The organism is Nocardia pseudobrasiliensis NBRC 108224, assembly GCF_001613105.1.
Taxonomy (GTDB): Bacteria; Actinomycetota; Actinomycetes; order Mycobacteriales; family Mycobacteriaceae; genus Nocardia; species Nocardia pseudobrasiliensis.
In genome coordinates, this window is the sequence record NZ_BDBS01000010.1 from 213,806 (window position 1) to 232,126 (window position 18,321).

Below are 18,321 nucleotides of genomic sequence, written 5' to 3' on the forward strand. Positions count from 1 at the left end.
CTGCAGTGAAAGGTAAAGGTGATCAGTCGCACTATACTGATAGGCGTGACTGATCAGACTTATCAGCCCACCCTGTCACAGCTGCGTGCGTTCGTGGCGATCGCCGAATATCGGCATTTCGGCACCGCGGCCGCCAGGCTGAATGTGAGCCAACCAACGCTATCGCAGGCCCTGGCATCACTGGAAAACGGACTGGGACTCCAACTGATCGAGCGCAGCACCCGCAGGGTCCTGGTGACCGCCGCGGGCAAAAGACTGCTGCCCCAGGCGATGGCGACCCTCGAGGCGGCCGACCGTTTCGTCGCCTCGGCCGCCGGGAACGGGCTGGGCGGCACGCTGCGACTGGGCATCATCCCGACCGTCGCACCCTACGTGCTGCCGGATCTGCTGCCCGAATTGCGCAGGCTGCTGCCCACACTGGTGCCGCATATCATCGAGGATCAGACCGCGCGACTGCTGGACGGGCTGCGCACCGGCGTCCTCGATGTGGCCCTGCTCGCGGTGCCCACCGAGACGACCGGCCTGATCGAGATACCGCTCTACACCGAGGAGTTCGTGCTGGTCACCCCGCGCGGACACGAATTGGCCGGGCGGGCCGACGTTTCCCCCGAGGCGCTGGACCGGTTGCCGCTGCTGCTGTTGGACGAGGGACACTGCCTGCGTGATCAGACGCTGGAGCTGTGCCGGGCGCGCGATGTGCGACCCGGACCGGTCGGCGACACCCGTGCGGCCTCGCTCGCGACCGTGGTGCAGTGCGTCGCGGGCGGTCTGGGCGTGACGCTCATTCCTGAGATGGCCGTGGCCGCCGAAACCGCCCGCGGCACGCTGGATATCGCGCGCTTCGCCGCGCCCGCGCCCGGGCGGACGCTGGGCCTGGTGTTTCGAGGTTCGACCGCGCGGGTGGAGGACTACGAGCATCTGGCCGAGATCATCCGGGCCGCTCGGGTTCGCGACCAGCGCGATTGACCGTTTGGTGAGGGTCTGGGACGCTCGGGCCGTGCGGATTCATCACCTCAACTGCGGCAGTATGGCTCGCGGTACGGTCGCCCACTGCCTGCTCATCGAGACCAGAGCCGGACTGGTGCTGGTAGATACGGGTTTCGGGCTCGACTGCGTGCGTGATCCCGGGCGATTGCTCGGACCGAGCCGCTTCGTGTTCGGCGCCAAGCCCGCCGAACACGAGACCGCGATCCGCCAAATCCAGGCCCTCGGTTACGACCCGGCCGATGTGCGCCACATCGTGCTCACTCATCTGGATTTCGACCACGCCGGTGGGCTGTCGGACTTCCCCGACGCGCTGGTCCACGTGCACGGTCCGGAGTTCCGCGCGGCGACCGCGGGTCGCACCATGGGGGAGCGGATGCGCTACCGCGCCGTCGAATGGGCGCACGGCCCGCGCTGGATGGTGAACGAATTCGACGGCGGTGAGCCGTGGTTCGGCTTCCGCGCGGTGCGCGATCTGGAGGGATTGCCGCCGGAGATTCTGGTGATTCCGCTGCCCGGCCACACCCGCGGCCACAGCGGCGTGGCGGTCGACACCGGTTCGGGATGGCTGCTGCACGCCGGTGACTCCTTCTACCTGGACAGCGAGATCGATCCGGCCGGAACCAATACCTCGTGGATGGGAAGACTCTACGAGTTCGGAGCCATCTCGATGGCGACCTATCGGGACAATCAGCGCCGATTGACCGAGCTCAATCGCGAGCACGGCGGCGAGATCACGATCTTCTGCTCGCACGACCCCAAGGCCTTCGCCCGCCTCTCGGGTGCGACCGCGAGGCCCGCTCGATAAGTCTCAGCAACTGATCAGCATCAGTTGTGAGCGCGCTATCATTCCCTGTCGCTATGTCCGTGATCGAGGTCACGCGCTCTCGCTTCGGCCTTTCCGGACGATTTGGGCAGAGTGGTTCCATGGAAAGGATGCGCGCGATCAGATCTTCTACCTACCCGCTGGCAATCTCATGGCGAACGGCATGACCAGGTTCGAGGGGGTCGGCGGGCGGCTGTTCGTCTATGGCACCCTGCAGTTCGCGCCGGTGCTCGACGAATTGATCGGTCGCACACCGGATTACGCGGTGGCCGTCGCGCGGGATTGGCGCGCGGCCACGCTCGCGGGCCGGTTGTATCCCGGACTGGTGCCCGAGCCCGGCCGCATGGCCGCGGGCCTGGTCCTCGACGGGCTCACCCCGGCGGAATGGCACATCATCGACGCGTTCGAGGACGACGAGTACGAACTGCGCACCATCGAGGTGATCGGCCACCCGGATCCGGTGCCGACCTATGTCTGGACCGCGGAGGTCACCCGGAACGACTGGGTGGCCGAGACATTCGCGACCGATCACCTCGAGCGCTACGCCCAGCGCTGCGCGCGGTGGCGGCGGGAGACCGCCCGCGACGCCGGACAGTAGCCCGGACCACAGCGCGAGCGATTCTACGCGGTATCGACAAGATCGTGTCCCGGGTCACACTCTGCACAACATCTGCCCACTTTGCCCGTGATGAATTGCGCACACTGCGCAATTTCTGATCCATCTGTTGTTCATTTCGCGTCCTGGAGACAGGATGACGGCGACGAATGCTCAACTTCGAGAGGCGCCCACAAGGCGCCGAACGGACGGGTGGAACTGATGACCGAGCTCGCCGACCGCGAACTGCTCCCAGCACCGTACGACCTCGCCGATCGCTACCGAGTCGGCGGCGGCACCGTCGTTCTGACCGGTGTTCAGGCCATCGCGCGCCAGCTGGTGGAACAGCATGTGCGCGATCTGCGCGCGGGCAGACGGGTGGGCACCTTCGTATCCGGTTACCAGGGTTCGCCGCTGGGCGGCGTCGATCGGATGCTCGGCGGTATGCCGAATGTGCTCGCCGAACACGACATCGCCTTCGTGCCCGGGCTGAACGAGGAACTGGCCGCCACCGCCGTGTGGGGAAGCCAGGGCCAACTGCCCGAGGGCAGCACCCTGACCCATGACGGTGTGGTCGGCGTCTGGTACGGCAAGGGCCCCGGCCTGGACCGCTCCACCGATGCCCTGCGGCACGCGAACATGTACGGCGCCAACCCCAACGGCGGTGTGCTGCTGCTGGTGGGCGACGATCCCGCCTCGAAGTCCTCGACGGTCCCGGCGGTCTCGGAGCGGTCGCTGGCCGCGATGAACATTCCGGTGCTGTTCCCGCGCAACGCCCGCGAGATCATCACCATGGGTCTGCACGGCGTGGCGCTGTCGCGCGCGTCCGGCTGCCTGGTGGCGCTGAAGATCGTGGCCGACGTCGCCGACGGCGCGTGGACGGTCGACGGCTCGGTCGGCGACATCGATATCGTCGTCCCCGAAATCCAGTGGGAGGGCAGGCCCTTCACCTACAGGCAGCGCCCGATGGCCGCGCCGACCGACAGCGTCATCGCCGAGGCCGATCTCTACGGCCCGCGCTGGGAACTGGTGCAGGCCTACAGCACCCTCAACGATCTGGATGTCATCGAGATCGACCCGCCGCACGCGCGCGTCGGCATCGCCGCCACCGGAACGACCTTCGACGCGGTGCGCCAGGCGCTGATCGACCTGGGCGTCGACGACGAGGCGCTGCACCGGGCGGGCGTGCGACTGCTGCGCATCGGCATGCCGTTCCCGATCGCCCCGCAGCGGGTGCGCGAATTCGCCAGGGGCCTGGAGCGTTTGATCGTGGTCGAGGACAAGACCGCCTTCATCGAGACCCAGATCCGCGAGATCCTCTACGGCGCCACCGACGCACCGCAGATCCTCGGCAAGCGCGACGCCTCGAACCGGCCGCTGTTCGAACAGGACGGCGAGCTGACCGCCGGGCGGATCGTCAAGCCGCTGCGCCGCGTGCTCGACGGCCACCTCGAGATGAAACGGCCGCTGCCGCAGCCGCTCTCGCTGGCGGTGCTGCCGACCAAACGCGCCGCGTACTTCTGCAGCGGCTGCCCGCACAACCGCTCCACGGCCGTACCGGAGGGTTCGCTCGCGGGCGGGGGTATCGGGTGCCACACCATGGTCACCATGTCCGACCGCGACGACAGCAAGGTGCTCGGCCTGACCCAGATGGGCGGCGAGGGCGCGCAGTGGATCGGCCTGGCCCCGTTCACCGACGTGCCGCATCTGTTCCAGAACATCGGCGACGGAACGTATTTCCACTCCGGACAGCTCGCGATCCAGGCCTGCATCGCGGCCGGGGTGAACATCACCTACAAACTGCTCTACAACGACGTCGTCGCGATGACCGGCGCGCAGGACGCCGAGGGCGCGCTGGCCGTGCCGCGGCTGACGCACAAACTGTCGGTGGAGGGCGTCAAGCAGATCATCATCTGCGCCGACGAACCGAAGAAGTACCGCAAGCGCGACCTCGCTCCGGGGACCCGGCTGTGGCACCGGGATCGGCTCGACGAGGCCCAGCGCGCGCTGCGCGAGATTCCGGGCGTGACCGTCCTGATCTACGACCAGCACTGCGCCGCTGACGCCCGCCGCCAGCGCAAGCGCGGCACGCTGCCCACCCGCAATACCCGCGTGGTCATCAACGAGGCGGTATGCGAGGGCTGCGGCGACTGCGGCGTCAAGAGCAACTGCCTGTCGGTGCAGCCGGTCGACACCGAATTCGGCCGCAAGACCCGCATCGACCAGACCTCCTGCAACACCGACTACAGCTGCATGGACGGCGACTGCCCGTCGTTCGTCACCGTGGAGCTGCCGGATCCGGCGAAGTCGAAGGCCAAGCGCGTCAAGCCGATCCGGCCCGAACCGCCCGCCCTGCCCGATATCGAGGCGCTCGCCCCGACCACCACGCAGAACGTCTTCCTCGCCGGAATCGGCGGCACCGGCATCGTGACCGTGAACCAGGTCCTCGCGACCGCGGCCATGCGCGCCGGATACGAGGTGGCCAGCCTGGACCAGATCGGCCTGAGTCAGAAGGCCGGACCGGTGGTATCGCATCTGCGCTTCGCCCCGGGCGAATTGGAGCCGTCCAACCGGTTGACCCCGGCCAGCGCCGACTGCATCGTGGCCTTCGATCTGCTCGCCGCGACCGACAACAAGAATCTGGGCTACGGCTCGGCCGAGACCACGCTGTCGGTAGCCTCGACCAGCAAGACCCCGACCGGCGAGATGGTCTACGACAAGTCGGTGTCCTATCCGGAGACCGATCTGCTGCTCGCGCGCCTGGCGGGCGTCTCGCGCACGATGCACTCCTTCGACGCGCTGGCCGCGGCCGAGGAGCTGTTCGGCAACACCACCGCCGCGAACTTCCTGCTGATCGGCGCGGCCTATCAGCTGGGCGGCCTGCGCCTGCCCGCCGCGTCGATCGAGGAGGCCATAGAGATCAACGGTGTGGCCGTGGCGGCCAATATCGCCGCGTTCCGCTGGGGTCGTGCCGCGGTGGCGCGCCCGGAGGAGTTCGCGGCGGCCACCACTCGCCCGCAGCCGAAGCGGCCCGAAATCGCCGTTCCCGCCGACCTTTTCGACGGCCTCACCGCGACGGGGGAGACCCGGCGACTGGTCGAGTTGCGCGCGGTGGAACTGATCGGCTTCCAGGGCGTGCGGATGGCTCGCGACTACGTCGCGACCGTGCAGCGCATCTGGCTGGCCCAGCAGGCGGTCACCGAGCGCACCGAATTCAGTGAGCAGGTTGCGCGCGGGCTGTACAAGTTCACCGCGTACAAGGATGAGTACGAGGTGGCGCGGCGGCTGGTGGATCCGGCGTTCCTGGCCGAGGTTTCGGCCCAGGTGCCCGAGGGCTCGAACCTCACCTACAAGCTGCATCCGCCGATCCTGCGCGCGATGGGCCGCTCGAAGAAGATGGGCTTCACCCCGCGCAGCCACGTCGTACTGAAGATGCTGGCCAAGGGTAAGCGCCTGCGCGGCACCAAATTCGATCCGTTCGGCTACATGCACCTGCGCAAGGTCGAGCGCGCCTTGCTCGAGCACTACACCGGAATGGTCGAATCGCTGGCCGGTTCCCTGGCCGCCGACTACGACCGGGCCGTGGCGGCCGCGTCGCTGGCCGATGTGGTCCGCGGCTACGAGGGCGTGAAACTCGCCTCGATCGAGACCTACCGGGATCGCCTGCGCGAGTTGGGGATCGAGCCGCCCGTCCTGCCCTGACCTCCGGGCCGGTGCGCCGGTACAGGTCGGGATCCGTTGCGACCCGCAGACCGCAACGGGTCCCGACCTGTATCGGACCGGCCTCGATGTCAGCGGGCCTCGTGTGCGGGCAGGCCGATCACGGTGTTGAGATCCGCCCCGCCCGCGGTGACGCTGACGACCGGATGGGTGTTGTGGGTGTAGAACTTGGTGAGACAGCCCGCGGGCGCGCCGTCGACGATGAACGGACCCAGCACCGGCGCGATCTCGATCTCGACCCTCGACTCGTCGGTCGGATCGATGAAGGTCGCCGGACAGCGTTGTGCCCGAACGTATTCCTGGACGACGGCATGGCCGCGGGTGAGCGCGTCGGCGATCCGGCGCGACCATTCGGTCGCGTCGGTGCGCTGACCGAGGACCACCGAGGTGCCCCACATGCCGACGGCGTCCTGGCGTTCACCGGAATTCTCGAGGGGATCGACCGCGGCATGGTGGACGAGGACGACATCCTCGTGCACGGCTCGGGCAGCTATGCGGTGGGCGACTATCAGCCGATCGCGCGCGATCATCTGGTGCCGGTCGATGAGTCCGACGACCTCGTCGCGGTGGCCGAAACCGCCATGGGCGCACGAGATTAGCGCCGTGTACCCGTGACGGGCGAAAGGCCCGCCCGGACTCGCGGTCCGGACGGGCCCTTCGCGTATTCCGTTGTGCGGCAGTCAGCCTACGGCCACGCCCACGCGCAGCGCGTGCGGTTCGACGGCCCCGCGCACCAGCGCCTGCGCGTCGACGGTCTCGGCACGGTAGGGCAGCAGCGCCAGCGTGTCGGTCATCTTCGCCACCGGATCGACGATCTCGGCCGGGGTGCCGAAGATGAACGTCCACTCGTGCTCGTCGCTGACGTAGGGCACGACGGTGGCGAACATATTGTGGAACCGGCTCCACGAGCGCTTCAGGGTCTCGTTGCGCCACATGGTCTGACAGCCCGCCTGCGCCGCGAGCACGCCGCCCTCGGCGAGCAGCGCTTTACATCGCAGCAGGAACTCGTCCTCGTACAGACGGTTGTGCTGGGCGTCCTCGACCCGCTCGTCGGGCAGGTCGATGACCACCATGTCGTAGCGCACGCCCGCGGCCTCGGCCTTGGCCAGGAAGTCCCAGCCATCGGCGTAGTGCATCTTGATCGGGCCCTCGTGGGCCACGGCGCGCGCCAGATCGGCCTCGGTATAGCCGTAGGGGAGATGCTTCGCGCACAGCTCCACCTCCAGCTGATCGATATCGACGTGGTCTACCAGCGACGCGCCCGCGGCCACCGACATCTGCGAGGCGACGCCCTCGCCGGAACCGATGATCAGCACCTTGTCCAGCTTCGCGGCCAGCGCGTAGCCGGGCACCAGCATGGCCTCGTGATAGGTCAGCTGGGAGAACTCGGTGGACTGGCGATCCTCGTCGGAGAACAGCGACACGCCCTGGGCGGTGCGCGCGATCACCATGTGCTGGAACGGAGTTCGGGTGTCGACGATGACATCCTCGAGATCCCAGACGCGGGTCAGACCCTCGCCCACGGGCTCGTGGATCCGCCGGGCGCTGTGCCCACGCTGGATCACCTCCATATGGACGCTGCCGGGCGACAGTTCCGCCTGCAGTAACTCGACCGCCTTCGTGGCGCCCGCGCCGATACTGCCGCAGGTGAACACGTCGACGAAGATGTCACCCGATTCCGGATAGGTGTGGATCGAGGCATGCGACTCCGACAGCAGCGCCAGCACCGTGACACCCTGCGGCTCGAACTGCTTATGAGTCACATCGCAGATGGTGACACCGGCTCCTAGCAACGATTTTCGAAGCGCTGTTTCGAGTCGCTCGAGGTCGTTGCACAGAGCTGCGTCGACACCACCGAACTCGGCCAGCACGTGCCAGCCGGTGAATTCTGCCGTCATGGCTAAACTCACTCTCGCTCAGCGCCAATGACATTGACAGTCAGAGGCGGGAAACCATTGAAGGACACCGACGAATAGCTCGCCGTATAAGCGCCGGTATCGAGGATCCGAACGGGATCACCGGCTCGCAGCGTGGTAGGGAGGAGGACACGCGTGCGTTGATAGAGTACATCGTCGCCATCGCAGGTCGGACCGGCAATCACCGCCTCGTCCACGGGGTCACCGTCTCGTAAGGTTTCGATCCGGTAAGCGATGTACTCGTTCTCGGTTTCGGCCATTCCGTTGTAGCGGCCGATATCGAGGTATATCCAGCGCCGCCCGTCCGGCGCGATGCGCACGTTCACGACCTCGGCGTGGATCACGCCGGCGTTGCCCACCAGGGCACGGCCGGGTTCCACCACCAGATCGGTGTGCTCCGGGAGATGGCGCGACGCCGCCTCGGCGATCACCGCACCCAGTTCCGACAGCGAGGGCGCGGGATCGACATACGAAATCGGCAGTCCCCCACCGATGTTCACCGCGCTGACCGGAATGTCCTTGACCGCCAAGGCTTCCGAGATCGCTGCGGCCTGCTCGATGCCGATCCGCCACGCCGTCGGATCCAATTGCTGTGAGCCCACATGGAAATACGGTCCGACCACCCGCAGGCCCAGATCGCGCGCCCGCACCAGCAGCCGCACCGCCTCGCCGGGCGCGCAGCCGAATTTGGTGCCGAAGGGCGTCTGCGACTGCGGGGCCGAGGCCAGGAACCGGCATTCGACCTCCGCACCGGGCGCGTGCTCGGCGATGCGCTCGAGATCGTCTTCGGTGTCGAAGGCGTAGCGGCGCACGCCCGCGGCGTGGGCCGCGGCGATATGGCCGGCCTTCTTGATGGGGTTGCCATAGCAGAGTGCGGCCGGGTCGACGCCCAGGCTCAGGCACTGCTCGATCTCACCGATACTGGCGACGTCGAATTCCGCGCCTTCGGTATGGAGCAGCCGGATGATCTCCGGCAGGGGAGAAGCCTTGACCGCGAACCGAATTCGCGCTGTGGGTAGCGCGGAGCGCAGTGCGCGGAAGTTGTCGCGCACCCGGGCGAGATCGATGACGAGACAGGGCGACTCGGGCGCGTTTGAGATCGACAATCTAAGGGAACTCTCTTTCTTCTGGGCAGCAACTGGCTGCAGGCACGGAGCGGAACAGTATCAGCAGGGTGGCGCGGATTACGAACCGGATTGACGTCACCTTGATCACGCGCGGGCGGATCCATACGCCATGGCAATGCCACGTCATGTCGCGGCGCGACATACCGCTCGGCTATCGAGCGGCGTTACCACCTGTGACCCCGGCGATCGCCGGAATCGGTTTTCGGCGCAGGATCAACGCGCTGACGGGTGCGCGGCGGGAAATATTCATCCGGCCGTCACCGTCATCTCGTCGAACACCACCTCGCCGGCGGCATCGGATTCGGCGAGATCGACCACGGCGTCGATGGACCAGCCGTGATCGCCCGCGGGGTCGTCGAGCACCTGGCGCACCCGCCAGAAGCCCGGCCGCTGTTCGATCTGGAAAAGCCGTGGGCCCCGGGCGTTCGGCCCGGTGCCGAGGGTCTCGTACTCGGCGAAGTAGGGTTCGAGCGCCGATTCCCAGTCCGGCCCGTCGTCCAGCTCGTCGAGCCGGTCCCAGCGGCCCAGCGCGGCCAGTTCCACGCGCCGGAACATCGCGTTGCGCACCATGACGCGGAAGGCGCGCTCATTGGCAGTGATCGGGCGCACCGTCTCCGCACCGAAGGCCAACTGCTCGTCGTCGTTCTCCGCGCCCGGATTGGTGAGCTGTTCCCACTCGTCGAGCAGGCTCGAATCCACTTGGCGCACAAGCTCGCCCAGCCATTCGGTGAGGTCCTCGAGCTCCTCGGTGCGCGCCGATTCCGGAACCGTGCGGCGCAGGGCGCGATAGGCGTCGGCGAGGTAGCGCAGCACCACACCCTCCGAGCGGGCCAGTTCGTATTCGCTGACCAGCTCGGCGAAAGTCAGTGAGCGCTCGATCATTTCGCGCACGACGGATTTGGGTGCGGGACTGAACTCCGACACCCAGGGATGACCGGCGCGATAGGTCTCGAACGCGGGCTCGATGAGTTCGACCAGCGGTTTGGGCCAGGTGATGTCCTCGAGCAATTCCATACGCTCGTCGTACTCGATGCCGTCGGCCTTCATCTCACCGATGGCGGTGCCGCGCGCCTTGTGCTGCTGGGCCAGCAGCAGCTGGCGTGGATCCTCCAGCGTGGATTCGATGATGGACACCACATCCAGTGTGTAGGTCGGGGCGTCGCTGTCAAGTAGCTCGAAGGCTGCCAGGGCGAACGGCGACAGCGGCTGGTCGAGCGCGAAGTCGCGCTGCAGGTCGACCGTGAGCCGCGCGCGACGGCCGTATTCGTCCGGTTCGTCCAGCTGCTGCACCACGCCCGCATCGCGCAGCGCCCGGTACAAGCGGATCGCCTTGAGGATGTGTTTGCGCTGGGCCGGGCGCGGTTCGTGATTGTCCTCGAGCAGATGGCGCATGGCGTCGAAGCAGTTGCCGCGCCGCGCGATCACATTGAGCAGCAGCGAGTTGGTCACCCGGAAACGCGAGACCATCGCCTCGGGTTCGGCGGCGACCAAGCGGTTGAAGGTGTCCTCGGACCAGGACACGAAGCCCTCCGGCGGTTTGCGCCGCTGCACCTTGCGCTGTTTCTTCGGATCGTCACCGGCCTTGGCCAGCAGCCGGACGTTCTCGATCTCGTGTTCGGGGGCCTGCACCACGACCGTGCCGATGGTGTCGTAGCCCGCGCGTCCGGCCCGCCCGGCGATCTGATGGAATTCGCGGGCCTTGAGGCGACGGGTGCGCACACCGTCGAATTTGGTGAGTCCGGTGAGCAATACGGTGCGGATCGGCACATTGATACCGACGCCGAGGGTGTCGGTGCCGCACACCACCTTCAGCAGGCCCTCCTGGGCGAGCCGTTCCACCAGCCGCCGATATTTGGGCAGCATGCCCGCGTGGTGCACGCCGATGCCGTGGCGGATCAGCCGCGACAGCGTCTTGCCGAATCCGCTGGAGAACCGGAAGCTGCCGATCGCCTCGGCGATGGCGTCCTTCTCGGCCTTGGACGCGAAGTTGACGCTGGTCAGCGCCTGGGCGCGCTCGAGGGCGGCGGCCTGGGTGAAATGCACTACGTAGACCGGGGATTGGTGGGTGGAGACCAATTCCTCGAGGGTTTCGGTGATCGGCGTGCGGACGTAGGAGAACATCAGCGGCACCGGACGTTCCGAGCCGCTGACGATCGCGGTGCTTCGGCCGGTGCGCCGCTCGAGATCCTTCGCGAAGAAGTCGACCTCGCCGAGAGTGGCCGACATGAGCAGGAATTGGACCTTCGGCAGTTCCAGCAGCGGCACCTGCCAGGCCCAGCCGCGATCGGGATCGGCGTAGAAATGGAATTCGTCCATCACGACCTGACCCACATTCGCGGCCGCGCCCTCGCGCAGCGCCAGATTGGCCAGGATCTCCGCGGTCGCGCAGATGATCGGCGCGGTCGGATTCACCGCGGCGTCGCCGGTGACCATGCCGACCTTGTCCGCGCCGAACACCTCGCACAGCGCGAAGAACTTCTCGCTGACCAGCGCCTTGATCGGGGCGGTGTAGTAGCTGCGCTCGCCGCGGTTGAGCGCGGCGAAATGCGCGCCCACCGCGACCATCGACTTACCGGATCCGGTCGGCGTGGCCAGGATGACGTTCGCCCCGGTCATCAACTCGAGTAGGGCCTCTTCCTGCGCCGGATACAGCGTCAGGCCCTGTTCGAGGGTCCAGTCGGCGAAACTCTCGTACAGCCACTCGGGATCCACGTCGGGCACGGCGCGATCGGGGATCAGTTCGGACAGCTGCACGTATTTCAACGTTACCGGTAGGTGTCACGCGGTTTTTCGCGCCCCGGCATTACCTGTCGCGGTTGTCCTCGTCGTCGCCGAGGCCGGACTGCTCGGCCAGGAAGCGTTCGAATTCCGCGCCGAGCTCGTCGCCGGTGGGCAGGTCGGCGTCGCCGGCGAGCAGACTGGACTGACGCTCCTGGGCGGTGACGAAGCTGTCGTACTGGCGTTCCAGCGCGTGCACGACCGTCTCCACCTCGGCATTGCCCGCGATGTGCTCGTTGACCTGTTCGCGAACCCGGGCCGCGGCCTCACCGAGCGCCGCCAGCGGCAGTTTGAGTCCGACGTTGTCGGAGACGCTTTCCAGCAGGGTCTGGGCCGCCTCGGGATAGGCGGTCTGGGCCAGATAGTGCGGCACGTGCACCGAGAAGCCGATCGACTCGTGTCCGTGCTGGGCCATCCGGTATTCCAGCAGCGAGGAGGCGCTGCCGGGCACCTGCAGCTCACCGGGCCAGCGCTGATGTTCGCCGATCAGATCGCGATCGCTGGCGTGCGCGGTCACGCCCAGCGGACGGGTGTGCGGAATCGCCATCGGGATCGCGCTCAGGCCGATGGTCCGGCGCACGCCGAGCTGTTCGGCGAGCAACCGCATCGCGGTCACGAACTTCTCCCAGCGCAGATCCGGTTCCAGACCGGCCAGCAGCAGGAACGGGGTGCCCTCGGTGTCCTTGAGGGCCCACAGGTTCAGTTCGGGATCGGCGTAGTCGGTGAAGTGATCGGTCTTGAACGTCATCAGCGGGCGGCGCGAGCGGTAGTCGAGCAGCTCGTCCACATCGAACGAGGCGACCAGTTCCGACTCGAGGCTCTCGCGCAGGTGCGTCGTAGCCAGGCGGACCGCATGGCCGGCGTCGGTGAAGCCCTCCAGGCCGTGCACCAGCACCGGACCCGCGCCGTCGGCGGACGACAGCTGCGGAGCGGGGAACTCCAGCTCGTACATTCGCGACTCGTAGTCCATCGCGTACTCCTTCCTGCGGTGGCCCACCTCGACGCGGGATCGCCGACCACCTTCCATTGTCTCTCATCTTGTTCGGAGACCGCGCAGGGTGGGGTGGACCGCACCCGCACAACAACGGGTACCCGATCGTCATTCCCGCACGCCATCACCGGCGTGGCAGCGAGGCGTTCGCGCGGTTTCGTCCATAGTGAACATGTGATCGTGCCGGATTCATCGGGCTCGCGGTATGGCCGTGCGATCGGTCGTGCCCTCGGATGCGCGGCGCTGAGCTGGTCGCTCGCGGCGTGCGGCGCGGCCGTGTCCGGCCATCCGATACCCGCGCGCGACGCCGCACACACCCCGGGTGCGCTGAACCGGCTGCTGCCCGGTCAGGACGAGTTCCCGGCGCGTTATTCGACTGTCGTGCTCTCGCCCGATCGGGCGCGCCGGGCCGCCGGGGATGTGCGCGCGATGCCCGAGGGCGCACAGGTCGATCCGGCCGACTGTGGCGAGGCGACCCCATCGTTCGAGCCGGATCGGGGCGCGATCGCGGTGGGGACCGACAACCAGTCTCGCGCCACGCTCACCGTCGAGTTGACCAGGACCGATACGCCGCTGACCCGATTGCGCGAGCGACTGCAGCGATGCGCCACGGTGCGGGTCACTCGCGGTCCGATCACCAATACCGTTGTGACCCAGCTGGATCCGCCGCCGCCCGGACATGTCGACGAGGCGCTGGCGCTGCGGCGCACGGTGACCGGGCAGACCAGCGGTCCCGGACTCACCCGCACACTGCAGACCCTGATCGGGCAGATCGGCGATGTGCGCGTCGCGGTCACCTATATGAGCTACTCGGACGCGCGCGCCGATACCGAGGGCCTGGACCAGGTGTTCACCGCCGCGGTCGCCGACGTGCGCCGCGGCTGAATCCGAGTACGTTCGAGATCATGGCGAAAATCGGTATCACGGATCTCGACGTCTTTCCCCTGTGCCTGGGTGGCAACGTCTTCGGCTGGACCGCGGACCGGGCGGAGTCGTTCGATGTGCTGGACGCCTTCGTCGCCGGGGGTGGCAACTTCATCGACACCGCGGATGTCTACTCCGCCTGGGTGCCCGGCAACAGCGGCGGTGAGTCCGAGACCATTCTCGGGGAGTGGATCCAGGCTCGCGACAATCGCGACCGGCTGGTGCTCGCCACCAAGGGCAGCCGCCTGGCCCCCTTCGAGGGTTTGTCCGCCAAGGCGATTCGCGGCGCGGTCGAGGCGTCGCTGCGTCGCCTGCGCACCGACCACATCGACCTCTACTACGCCCACTACGACGACCCGGCCACTCCGCTCGAGGAGACCGTCGCGGCCTACGACGAACTGATCCGCGCGGGCAAACTCCGCTATGTCGCCGCCTCCAACGTCTCGCCCGACCGCATCCGCGCCTCCCTCGCCTTCGCCGACCGCGAGGGCCTGGCCCGCTACGTCGCCATCCAGCCGCAGTACAACCTGGTCGAACGCACCGACTTCGAGCGCGACCTGCTCCCGCTGGCCCAATCGGAGAACCTGGCGACGATTCCGTACTACGCCCTGGCCAAGGGTTTTCTCACCGGCAAGTACCGTCCCGGCAAGGAGGTCGACAGCCCCCGCGCCGAGGGCGCGGCCACCCACCTGAACGCCCGCGGCCTGCGCGTCCTCGAGGTCCTCGACGCCGTCGCCGCAACCCACGACGTCCCGGTAGCCGCGATCTCCCTGGCCTGGCTCGCCGCCCAGCCGACCATCGCCGCCCCCATCGCCAGCGCCCGCAACACCACCCAACTGGCCGGACTGCTGCCGGTGGGCGAGTTGCGCCTGAGCGATGACGAACTGAATCGATTGACGGCAGCGTCGGAGTAGTTTCGGCGACTTCGGGTGGCGACGCGTTGAATCGGCTGAGGGCCGCGTCGGAGTAGTTTCGGCGATTCCGGCTGGGCGACGGGTTGAATCGGCTGAGGGTCGCGTCGGGGAAGCTTCGGCGATTTCGGGTGGCGACGGGTTGAATCGGCTGAGGGCCGCGTCGGGGGAGCTGCGGCGATTTCCGGTGTACGCGGTGAGTCTCGTTTGCTGCGCGGTGGTCGGCGTCGCGCGCGTAGGTGGATCGAAGGTAGCAGGTGGCGGTGGGTTCCTCGGTGCGCTCAACCCTGGCGGAGCGGATTCATCCACAGCCGAATCGCTATCCACAGGGCGGATGAAACCCCAGGTCGCGGAGGATCGGTGAGTCCGGCTGTGGCGCAAGCTGTTCGGCATGACCACGCCTGCCGAACCAGTACCCGGTGACAACGGCTCCGCCGAGGCCGCCCGCGACGCCACCCGGCCGCCGCTCTGCCGGTCGCCGAAATACCGTGCGGGACAGCCGCGACCGCGTCCCGAGCCGCGCGGTGAATCGGACGAGCCGCTGTGGCCCGATCCCGCACTGCGGGTGGACGATTCCCGCGAGTTCATCGCGGCGGTCCCGGCACTGCTGGGGTTCGTGCCGGAGCGGTCGATGGTGGTGTGCATGCTGCGGGAGGTCTCGCAGCGGCCCGATTCGCTGCGGGTGGGCACGGTGGCCCGCCACGACCTGGACGTGATCGGTTGTGGCGCATGGGCCCGACTGGCCGGGCAACTGGGGGCGCTGTGCGTGCAGGAGAAGGTCGTCGCGGTGCTGATCCTCATCGTCGACGACCGAGCCGGAGCGCCGCGCGCGGACCGTCCGGGACCACGCTGTGCCCGCCATCGCGAACTGACCCGAATGCTGTGCGCGGCACTGGAAGCCGAGGACGTGATCGTCGGCGATGTCTGCGCGGTCCGCGAGATCGCCGGTGACCAGCCCTGGTGGAGCCTGCTCGATCCGGACGCCCACGGCCTGCAGGCGCATCCGGCCGACTCGCCGATCACCCTCGCGCACGTCCTCGACGGCCGCCCGATCCGAACCTCCCGCGACGAGCTGATCGCCGTCGTCGCACCGGATCCGCACGCCGCGGCCGAACTCGAATCGGTACTGGAACAGGCCGAGAGCCGGGCTCGACAGCGGTACTACCGCGCGGTGTCCCAGCGCGAGCCCGCCGCCTACAGCCGCGCCGCGTTGGAGATGGTGCTGTGGTCGGTCGCCACCGTCGATTCCGGCGATCCGCTCGAGCCGTGCGAGCTCGCGGATCTGGCCGTGGCGCTGCGGGATACGACGGTGCGCGACGCGCTGTTCGCGCTCGGGGACACCGACTGCGCCGCCGCGGCGGAGACCGTGTGGACGCTGCTGTGCCGGGCCACCGTCGGCGCCGATCGTGCCGACGCGGCGACCCTGCTGGGCTACAGCGCCTATCTGCGCGGCGACGGCCCACTCGCCGGCGTCGCCCTGACGGCCGCACTGGACATCGAACCCGACCACGGCATTGCCGCCCTACTCGAAACCGCGCTGCGTACCGGCATGCCACCGCGGGAGGTGCGCAAACTGGCCCGCAGCGGGCGCGACAAGGCCGCGGCGGTGGGTGTGGACCTGGGCGAGGGCACCGATCGGAGCGACCGGTGAGCGCGCCCGTGCGATCAGCGGGCGCTGTGCGCGCGATCGCCCAGAGATCGCAGGAAAGCCCAGGCGTCGGAGACGATCTCGTCGAGATCGTTGTGCTCCGGATTCCAGCCCAGCTCGCTGACTGCCCGCGCGCTGGAGGCGATCAGCACCGCCGGATCACCGGCGCGGCGCGGCGCGTCCACGGTCGCGATGGGCAGCCCGGTCACCCGCTCACAGGCCGAGATCACCTGGCGCACCGAGAATCCGGTACCGCTGCCGAGATTGAATACGCGATGCTCGCCCGGCTTCGACTGGGCCAGCGCCAGCAGATGCGCCTGGGCCAGATCGCGAATGTGGATGTAGTCGCGCACCGCGGTCCCGTCCGAGGTCGGGTAGTCGGTGCCGAACACCGAGATCGAATCCCGGTGTCCCAGTGCGGTTTGCAGGACCAGCGGAATGAGATGGGTTTCCACCATCCGGTTTTCGCCCAGGCCGCTGTAGGCGCCCGCCACGTTGAAGTAACGCAGGCTGGTCGCGGCCAGTCCGTGCGCGATCGAATAGGAGGTGATGGCGTGATCGATGGCCAGCTTGGACGACCCGTACGGGTTGGTCGGCCGGGTCGGCGACTCCTCGGTGATCGGCACCTGCTCCGGCTCGCCGTAGACCGCAGCGGTCGAGGAGAACACCAGCCGCGGAGTTCCGGTACGGCGGATCGCCTCCAGCAACGCGAGTGTCTTGACCACGTTGCCGTACCAGTACTTCTCCGGCTGCTGTACCGACTCGCCGACCAGCGACTGCGCCGCGAAATGCAGGACGCCGTCGAAGGATTCGGATTCGATCAGCTCGACGCCGACCGTCGCGATATCGCCCTCGACGAACTTCGCGCCCGAGGGCGCGCCGTCAGCGTTTCCGGTGGACAGATCGTCGATGACGACCACCTCGTGGCCGTCCTCGAGCAGCACCTGCGCGCAGACCCCGCCGACGTATCCGGCACCGCCGGTCACCAGAAGTTTCATGTATCAGACCAATTTCACCTGGACGGCATGGGCCATCTCGTCGGACAGTTCGAAACCCTCGTGGCCGGGCACCGAGATGACCACCGCGCCGGGCTTGGTCTCCACGGTCACTCGGGCGTCGGGCACCACACCGGCCTCACGCAGCTGGCCGATGATCTCGGGATCGGTCTGGATGTGCTCGGACAACCGGCGCACCACCACCGCCGACACCTGTCCGGGCGTCAGATCCGACAGCCGCACGAGTTTCTCCTCGTCGGAGGAGGTCCCGATCACACCCAATTCGTCCAACCCCGGAATGGGATTGCCGTAGGGGGAGGTGGTGGGGTGGTTGAGCACCTCGACGAGGCGACGCTCGACATCCTCGCTCATCACGTGCTCCCAGCGGCACGCCTCGGCGTGGACGTTCTCCCATTCGAGTCCGATCACATCGACCAGCAGCCGCTCGGCCAGCCGGTGCTTGCGCATCACCGAGACCGCCATGGCCCGGCCCTTCTCGGTCAACTCGAGGTGCCGGTCACCCGCGACGGTCAAAAGGCCGTCGCGCTCCATTCGCGCCACCGTCTGGCTGACGGTCGGGCCGCTCTGCTCGAGGCGTTCGGCGATCCGCGCGCGCAGCGGCGTGACACCTTCTTCCTCGAGGTCGTAGATGGTACGGAGATACATCTCCGTGGTGTCGACCAGATCCTTCACCTGTTACCCCTTCGTCGGCACGAATTCTACCCACGCGCGGTTGTACAACCGGCGTCAGCATATGTCGCTGGTCCTGCGGAAACCCCGAGGGCGCGAGGCGCGCGCTCACAGGGTGCGCCCAACGCCGGCGCACCGCGTCTGCTGCATTTGTACTGCATGACAACGACAAAATGTGCTCCGTCCTTCCCCGTGTTCGCTTCTCGCTTGCGCCGA

General features: G+C 67.7%; 15 protein-coding genes. 8 read left to right on the plus strand and 7 right to left on the minus strand.

All coding sequences use genetic code 11. The annotated features are described in order from the left end of the window. Nucleotides 1-45 precede the first annotated feature (45 nt). The 4 genes from NP4_RS12035 to NP4_RS12050 all read left to right on the plus strand — a co-directional run bounded on the left by NP4_RS12035 (nucleotide 46) and on the right by NP4_RS12050 (nucleotide 6,107). Nucleotides 46-966 (plus strand): hydrogen peroxide-inducible genes activator, encoded by a 921-nt coding sequence (locus NP4_RS12035; protein WP_067996532.1) that lies wholly within the window; start codon nucleotides 46-48, stop codon nucleotides 964-966. A 31-nt stretch (nucleotides 967-997) separates the two neighbouring features. Then, entirely contained in the window at nucleotides 998-1,792 is a 795-nt protein-coding gene (locus tag NP4_RS12040; RefSeq protein ID WP_067996535.1) for an MBL fold metallo-hydrolase, read from the plus strand. Between the two features lie 181 nt (nucleotides 1,793-1,973). Next, nucleotides 1,974-2,408 (plus strand): gamma-glutamylcyclotransferase family protein, encoded by a 435-nt coding sequence (locus NP4_RS12045; RefSeq protein WP_067996852.1) that lies wholly within the window; start codon nucleotides 1,974-1,976, stop codon nucleotides 2,406-2,408. Between the two features lie 219 nt (nucleotides 2,409-2,627). Then, nucleotides 2,628-6,107 carry an indolepyruvate ferredoxin oxidoreductase family protein gene (locus tag NP4_RS12050; protein WP_067996855.1) on the plus strand — a complete coding sequence of 1,160 codons (3,480 nt, stop codon included), beginning with the start codon at nucleotides 2,628-2,630 and terminating at the stop codon, nucleotides 6,105-6,107. Between the two features lie 89 nt (nucleotides 6,108-6,196). Here NP4_RS12050 and NP4_RS12055 read toward each other — a convergent pair whose 3' ends face one another. Further along, nucleotides 6,197-6,604, minus strand: a complete 408-nt coding sequence (locus NP4_RS12055) for a hypothetical protein (protein WP_067996538.1) — start codon at nucleotides 6,602-6,604, stop codon at nucleotides 6,197-6,199. Between NP4_RS12055 and NP4_RS40895 the strand changes: the two genes are divergently transcribed. Further along, the gene (locus NP4_RS40895) at nucleotides 6,575-6,724 is read left to right on the plus strand and encodes a DUF6002 family protein (protein ID WP_156524910.1); all 150 of its coding nucleotides are present in this window, start codon (nucleotides 6,575-6,577) and stop codon (nucleotides 6,722-6,724) included. The genes NP4_RS12055 and NP4_RS40895 overlap by 30 nt on opposite strands. Nucleotides 6,725-6,805: 81 nt before the next feature. Here the strand turns inward: NP4_RS40895 and speD are convergent, their stop codons facing one another. The 4 genes from speD to NP4_RS12075 form a co-directional block, all read right to left on the minus strand. Then, on the minus strand, nucleotides 6,806-8,023 hold the full coding sequence (gene speD / locus NP4_RS12060) for an adenosylmethionine decarboxylase (RefSeq protein WP_067996541.1): 1,218 nt from the start codon (nucleotides 8,021-8,023) through the stop codon (nucleotides 6,806-6,808). A gap of 8 nt (nucleotides 8,024-8,031) precedes the next feature. Further along, nucleotides 8,032-9,147, minus strand: a complete 1,116-nt coding sequence (locus tag NP4_RS12065; protein WP_245998003.1) for a type III PLP-dependent enzyme — start codon at nucleotides 9,145-9,147, stop codon at nucleotides 8,032-8,034. A gap of 267 nt (nucleotides 9,148-9,414) precedes the next feature. Beyond that, nucleotides 9,415-11,922 carry a DEAD/DEAH box helicase gene (locus tag NP4_RS12070; protein WP_067996548.1) on the minus strand — a complete coding sequence of 836 codons (2,508 nt, stop codon included), beginning with the start codon at nucleotides 11,920-11,922 and terminating at the stop codon, nucleotides 9,415-9,417. Nucleotides 11,923-11,971: 49 nt separating this feature from the next. After that, a complete protein-coding gene (locus tag NP4_RS12075; RefSeq protein WP_062504887.1) occupies nucleotides 11,972-12,916 on the minus strand; it encodes a proteasome assembly chaperone family protein in 945 nt (314 codons plus the stop codon). 201 nt (nucleotides 12,917-13,117) lie between these two features. Here NP4_RS12075 and NP4_RS12080 point away from each other — a divergent pair, with 201 nt between their 5' ends. The 3 genes from NP4_RS12080 to NP4_RS12090 all read left to right on the plus strand — a co-directional run bounded on the left by NP4_RS12080 (nucleotide 13,118) and on the right by NP4_RS12090 (nucleotide 16,423). Next, entirely contained in the window at nucleotides 13,118-13,822 is a 705-nt protein-coding gene (locus NP4_RS12080) for a DUF5642 family protein (protein WP_245998001.1), read from the plus strand. 20 nt (nucleotides 13,823-13,842) lie between these two features. Beyond that, entirely contained in the window at nucleotides 13,843-14,775 is a 933-nt protein-coding gene (locus tag NP4_RS12085; RefSeq protein ID WP_067996550.1) for an aldo/keto reductase, read from the plus strand. Between the two features lie 388 nt (nucleotides 14,776-15,163). Beyond that, nucleotides 15,164-16,423 carry a DUF4192 domain-containing protein gene (locus tag NP4_RS12090; RefSeq protein ID WP_082875781.1) on the plus strand — a complete coding sequence of 420 codons (1,260 nt, stop codon included), beginning with the start codon at nucleotides 15,164-15,166 and terminating at the stop codon, nucleotides 16,421-16,423. A gap of 14 nt (nucleotides 16,424-16,437) precedes the next feature. Here the strand turns inward: NP4_RS12090 and galE are convergent, their stop codons facing one another. Then, a complete protein-coding gene (galE, locus tag NP4_RS12095; protein ID WP_067996553.1) occupies nucleotides 16,438-17,418 on the minus strand; it encodes a UDP-glucose 4-epimerase GalE in 981 nt (326 codons plus the stop codon). 3 nt (nucleotides 17,419-17,421) lie between these two features. Further along, a complete protein-coding gene (locus NP4_RS12100; protein ID WP_062504895.1) occupies nucleotides 17,422-18,108 on the minus strand; it encodes an iron-dependent transcriptional repressor DtxR in 687 nt (228 codons plus the stop codon). Nucleotides 18,109-18,321 lie beyond the last annotated feature (213 nt).